The organism is Methyloceanibacter sp. (genome assembly GCF_051306395.1).
Classification (GTDB): Bacteria; Pseudomonadota; Alphaproteobacteria; order Rhizobiales; family Methyloligellaceae; genus Methyloceanibacter.
Window position 1 is genome coordinate 1 of sequence record NZ_JBPPND010000091.1, and the last position, 5,021, is coordinate 5,021.

At 62.7% G+C, this 5,021-nt stretch carries 3 protein-coding genes; 1 reads left to right on the forward strand and 2 read right to left on the reverse strand.

Features of this window, described 5'->3' with window-relative positions; genetic code table 11:
* Positions 1–798 (reverse strand): circularly permuted type 2 ATP-grasp protein (locus tag ACSLE4_RS05245; protein ID WP_435903425.1); only part of this gene is annotated, 798 nt, incomplete at its 3' end.
* A gap of 183 nt (positions 799–981) precedes the next feature.
* Here ACSLE4_RS05245 and ACSLE4_RS05250 point away from each other — a divergent pair.
* The gene (locus ACSLE4_RS05250) at positions 982–1,623 is read left to right on the forward strand and encodes a MarC family protein (protein ID WP_435903426.1); all 642 of its coding nucleotides are present in this window, start codon (positions 982–984) and stop codon (positions 1,621–1,623) included.
* Positions 1,624–1,717: 94 nt separating this feature from the next.
* On the opposite strand, the gene ACSLE4_RS05255 is transcribed toward ACSLE4_RS05250, so the two are convergent.
* Positions 1,718–4,882, reverse strand: a complete 3,165-nt coding sequence (locus ACSLE4_RS05255; RefSeq protein ID WP_435903427.1) for an efflux RND transporter permease subunit — start codon at positions 4,880–4,882, stop codon at positions 1,718–1,720.
* Positions 4,883–5,021: the final 139 nt, after the last annotated feature.

Genomic DNA, 5,021 nt, shown 5'->3' on the forward strand with positions numbered 1-5,021 from the left:
ACCGCCCTCGACGAGCTCGATGCCCATCTGCTCGGCCAGGAACACATGCTCGAAATAGGCGCTGTTGAAGCGGCCCGGCGTCAGCAGCACGACCACAGGATCGTCGGCGCCGCTCGGCGCCACGGCGCGCAGGTTTTCCAGCAGCCGCTCCGGGTAATTGCCGATCGGCGAGATGCTTTGACCGTCGAAAGCATCCGGGAACAGCCGCATCATGATTTCGCGGTTCTCCAGCACGTAGGAGACGCCGGAGGGCGTGCGCACATTGTCTTCAAGCACAAAAAAGTCACGCTCGCCGGTGCGGATCAGGTCGATGCCGGCGATATGGGCGTAGACGTCGTTCGGGAGATCCACGCCGCACATCTCGGGACGGAAGGCGGAATTGAGCAGGACGAACTCCGGCGGGATGAGCCCGGCCTTCAAGATCTCCTGGTCGTGATAGATGTCGTAGAGGAAGACGTTGATCGCCTTCACCCGCTGGAGGCAGCCCCGCTCGACGAGGTCCCACTCGGAGCGGTCAAGAATGCGCGGGATCAGATCGAAGGGAATCAGCCGCTCCGTGGAGCCGCCCTCGGCATAAACCGCGAAGGTGATGCCCAGACGCCGGAAGAGCTCATCCGCGGCGTTCTGCTTGGTGATAAGGGATTCGATAGAGAGATTGTCGAGAAGCTCGGCGAGCGCCTTATAGGCGGGGCGCACCTCGCCGTCAGGCTCTCGCATCTCATTGAAGAACTTCCGATAATACTCGGCGGGATCGTTCGACTTCATCTCCGCCGTCACTGTGTCACTGTCTTGCGGCAAGCCCGCTCATCCCGGTTGCTAACACTCCTAGACGCCACTGCTCGCTGCGTTTGCCTATCCCGTGGTGATCTATTTTTGAGGCATCATAGTCGGATGCCCCCGCAATGGGCAACTCTTGAGCTTTGAGCGCCGGTTTGGGGCCTCTTCCGTCAGGTGCCAAGGCCCTAGGACCTCGCAAAGACCATGCTCGAAACCGCCCTGACTGCCTTCACGACCTTCTTCGCGGTGATCGGCCCGATCGACTCGGCCGTCCTCGTGGCGTCCCTCACGCCCAACATGACCCGTTCCGAGCGTCGAGCGGTGTCCATCAAAGCCGTATCGATCGCGACCATCATCATCTTGCTGTTCGCACTCGTTGGCGAGCCCGTTCTACGACAACTCGGCGTATCCCTGGCCGCCCTGCAGACCGCGGGCGGTATCATCTTGTTCATCCTCGCGCTCGACATGACCTTGTCCCGGCGGCCCAGCCCTTCCCTTCTGACGCTGCGGGAGAGCGCCGAAGCCGAGAACAAGGCGGAGGCCCATGCAGAGCTTGCCGTCTTCCCGCTGGCGACGCCTCTCCTAGCCGGGCCGGGTGCCATGACCGGGGCTATCGTTCTCGCGGCTAACACCAAAGGCGATCCGACCCTGCTCGCGGCGGTGATCGGCGGCATCTTTGCTGTGATGGCCCTCACCCTCGCGCTTCTGCTGGTGGCTCAAGAAGTTCACCAAGCGATCGGCGTGACAGCGCGCAAAGTGATCGTCCGCGTGTTCGGTGTATTGCTCGCGGCCCTTGCCGTACAGATGATCTTCAACGGACTCTCTTCGGCGCGACTCTTCGGCTGACCTTCACGGCGTGGCGGCCGGGCGGAACGGGCCTCCCAGTCGGACGCAGGCCAAAATCGCGCCTATTGGGTAAATCGCGGATGGTAGCGTTCGCCTATTCGGCCGGCGTGGGATGCTCGCGCGTATGCGCCTTCGGGGCCGGCGAAAATTTCCGGACCACCACGTAGAAGATCGGCGTGAAGATGAGACCGAAGGCGGTGACGCCGATCATGCCGAAGAACACAGCCGTCCCAAGAGATTGGCGCATCTCCGAGCCGGCGCCCGTGGCTATGACGAGCGGCACCACGCCGAGGATGAAAGCCAGGGCCGTCATCAGGATCGGCCGCAGGCGCACACGCGCGGCCTCGACCGCCGCCTGGAAGCGATCTTCGCCAGCCTCCTCGTTCTGCCGCGCGAACTCGACGATGAGAATGGCGTTCTTCGCTGCTAAGGCGATCAGCACGACGAAGCCGATCTGGCCCAGGATGTTCACATCCATGCCGCGCAGCATGAGCCCGCTCACCGCCGCGAGCAGACACATGGGGACGATGAGGACAACCGCGAGCGGCAATCCCCAGCTCTCATATTGGGCGGCCAGCAACAGGAACACGAAGACCACCGCCGCGCCGAAGACAAAAATCGCTGTGTCTCCGGCCTGCTTCTCCTGGTAGGCGAGTTCGGTCCATTGGAAGGAATATCCTTCCGGCAGATTTTCGTTCGCCAGTCTCTCCATCTTCTCTAGGCCGTAGCCCGTGGAGTAGCCGGGCTTGGTGCCACCCTGCACGGCCGCGGCGGGGAACAGATTGAAGTGCTCCACGCGGTAGGGGCCGGTGATGTCGCGGAACGAGGCGACGGATCCGAGCGGCACCATCTCGCCCTGGGCGTTGCGCGTCTTAAGCTCGGAGATGGCGTGCAGATCCTGCCGGAACTGTCCGTCAGCCTGCGCCGTCACGCGATAGGTACGGCCGAGAAAATTGAAATCGTTCACGTACTGGGAGCCGAGATAGACCTCGAGCGTCTGGAAGATGTCATCGGTGTTCACGCCCAGCATTTCGGTGCGCACGCGGTCGATGTCCGCATAGACCTTGGGTGTCCGGGTGTTAAAGGTGGTGAACACGCCGGCCAGACCTGGCTGCTGGTTGGCCGCGCCGGCAATGGACTGCGCAACCTGTTCCAGCTGCGCTAAGGAGCTGCCTTTGGTGTCCTGAACTTCCATTTTGAAGCCGCCGGTGGTGCCGATGCCGCGCACAGGCGGCGGCGACACGCTGATGATGAAGGCATCCTGGATGCCCGCGAATGCTTGGTTCAGGGCGGCTGAAATACTCGCCGCGCTTTGCCCCTTCTCGGCGCGCACGTCGAACGCGTCGAGCGGCGTGAACACGACAGCCGCGTTGGGCGCCGTGGTGAAGGTCGCGCCGTCGAGGCCCACGATGGGCACCGCATGGGCGATGCCCGGCGTATCCAGCGTGATCTGCGTGACCTTGCGCGCGACCTCGTCGGTGCGCGCCAGCGATGCACCCGGCGGCAGCTGGATAATATTGATGAGATAGCCAAGATCCTGGTTCGGAATGAAGCCCGTCGGAGCGGCACGGAACTGGAACACGGTCAAGCCGATAAGCCCGGCATAGACCACGAGCATGAGACCGGCGACTCGTAGCAAGCGAGAGGTTAGCGCGCCGTATTTGGACGACACCCAATCGAAGCCGACATTGAACCAATGGAAGAAGCGGCCAATGCCGCGTGAGATCACACTCTTCCGCTCGTGATACGGCTCATGCGGCTTGAACAGAAGCGCGCAGAGTGCGGGGCTCAACGTGAGCGAGACGAGAAGCGAAATGAACGTGGCGGTGGCGATCGTCACGGCAAACTGCCGGAAGAACTGGCCGAGAATGCCGCTCAAGAACACCGTCGGAATGAACACTGCGCCGAGCACCAGCGTCATGGCGATCAGCGCCGTACCGACCTCATCCATGCTGCGATGCGCTGCCTCGCGCGGCGCGAGCCCCTCGCGAATGTTCCGCTCGACATTTTCCACGACGACGATGGCGTCGTCGACCACGATACCGATGGCCAGCACAAGACCGAACAGTGAGAGGTTGTTGAGCGAATAGCCTAGCGCCGACAACACGGCGAGCGTGCCGATGAGCGAGACGGGGATTGCGACAATCGGGATGACCGACGCGCGCCACGTCTGTAGGAAGATGACAATAACGAGGATCACGAGGGCCACAGCCTCGAGCATGGTGTGAAGCACCGCCTCGATGGAGTCCGAAATGAAGACAGTCGGGTTGTAGACGATGTCGTAGCGCAGCCCGCTGGGAAAGGACTTGGACATGTCCTCCATCGCCGCAATGACCTGGTCCGCGGTTTCGAGCGCGTTGGATCCCGGGCGCTGGAAGATACCCATGGGAATCGCCACGCGCTCGTCGAGATAGCCGTTGCGGTTGTAGTCGGCGGCGCCGAGCTCGACGCGTGCAACGTCGCGCACCCGCACCACCCGGCCGTTACCCTCCGACTTGATGATGATGTTGCCAAAGGCTTCCGGCGTGGTCAGGCGCCCTTGGGTCTCCACGTTGAGCTGGAACGCGCCCGGCTGCGGCACCGGCGGCTGGTTGATGACGCCGGCGGCCACCTGCACGTTCTGGGCGCGCATAGCATTGATCGCGTCGCCCGCCGTGAGATCGCGCACCGCGAGCTTGTCCGGATCGAGCCAGACACGCATGGAATAGTCGCGCGCGCCGAAGATGGTGACATTGCCGACACCGTCGATTCGCGACAGCACGTCCTTCACGTGCAAGGTGGCGTAGTTGGAAATGTAGAGCAGGTCGCGGCTGTCGTCCGGCGAGCTCAGATGGATGACCATCATGAGATCGGGCGACTGCTTGACCACTTGCACGCCGAGCGCGCGCACCTCCTCGGGCAGCCTCGGCGTGGCGATGGCCACCCGGTTCTGTACCAGCACTTGCGCCGTATCGAGGTTGGTGCCGAGCTTGAAGGTCACGGTCAACGCCATCGACCCGTCGCCCGTCGACTGGGACGTCATGTAGATCATGTCGTCCACGCCGTTCACCTCTTGCTCAATGGGCGTGGCGACGGTGTTGGCGACGATCTCAGCGGAGGCGCCGGGATACTGCGCCGTCACCTGGATGGAAGGCGGGGCAATCTCCGGGTACTGCGCGATGGGCAGGCTGAAATAGGCCACGCCGCCGATCAGCGTGATGATGATCGAAATGACGGCGGCGAAGATCGGCCGGTCGATGAAGAAATGGGAGATGTTCATTGCCGCGGCGGCCCGTTATTGCTGGCTTAGCGGCGTAGTCGTGGGAGGCTTGATCTCGCCCTGCTCCGGCGTGACTTTCTGGCCTGGACGCGCGCGAAGCAACCCGTTGATGATGATCTCGTCATCCTTCGTGATGCCG

Excerpts from the sequence above, each read along its gene's own strand:
- ACSLE4_RS05250 (WP_435903426.1), top strand. The coding sequence starts at position 982 with ATGCTCGAAACCGCCCTGACTGCCTTCACGACCTTCTTCGCGGTGATC.
- ACSLE4_RS05255 (WP_435903427.1), bottom strand. The coding sequence starts at position 4,882 with ATGAACATCTCCCATTTCTTCATCGACCGGCCGATCTTCGCCGCCGTC.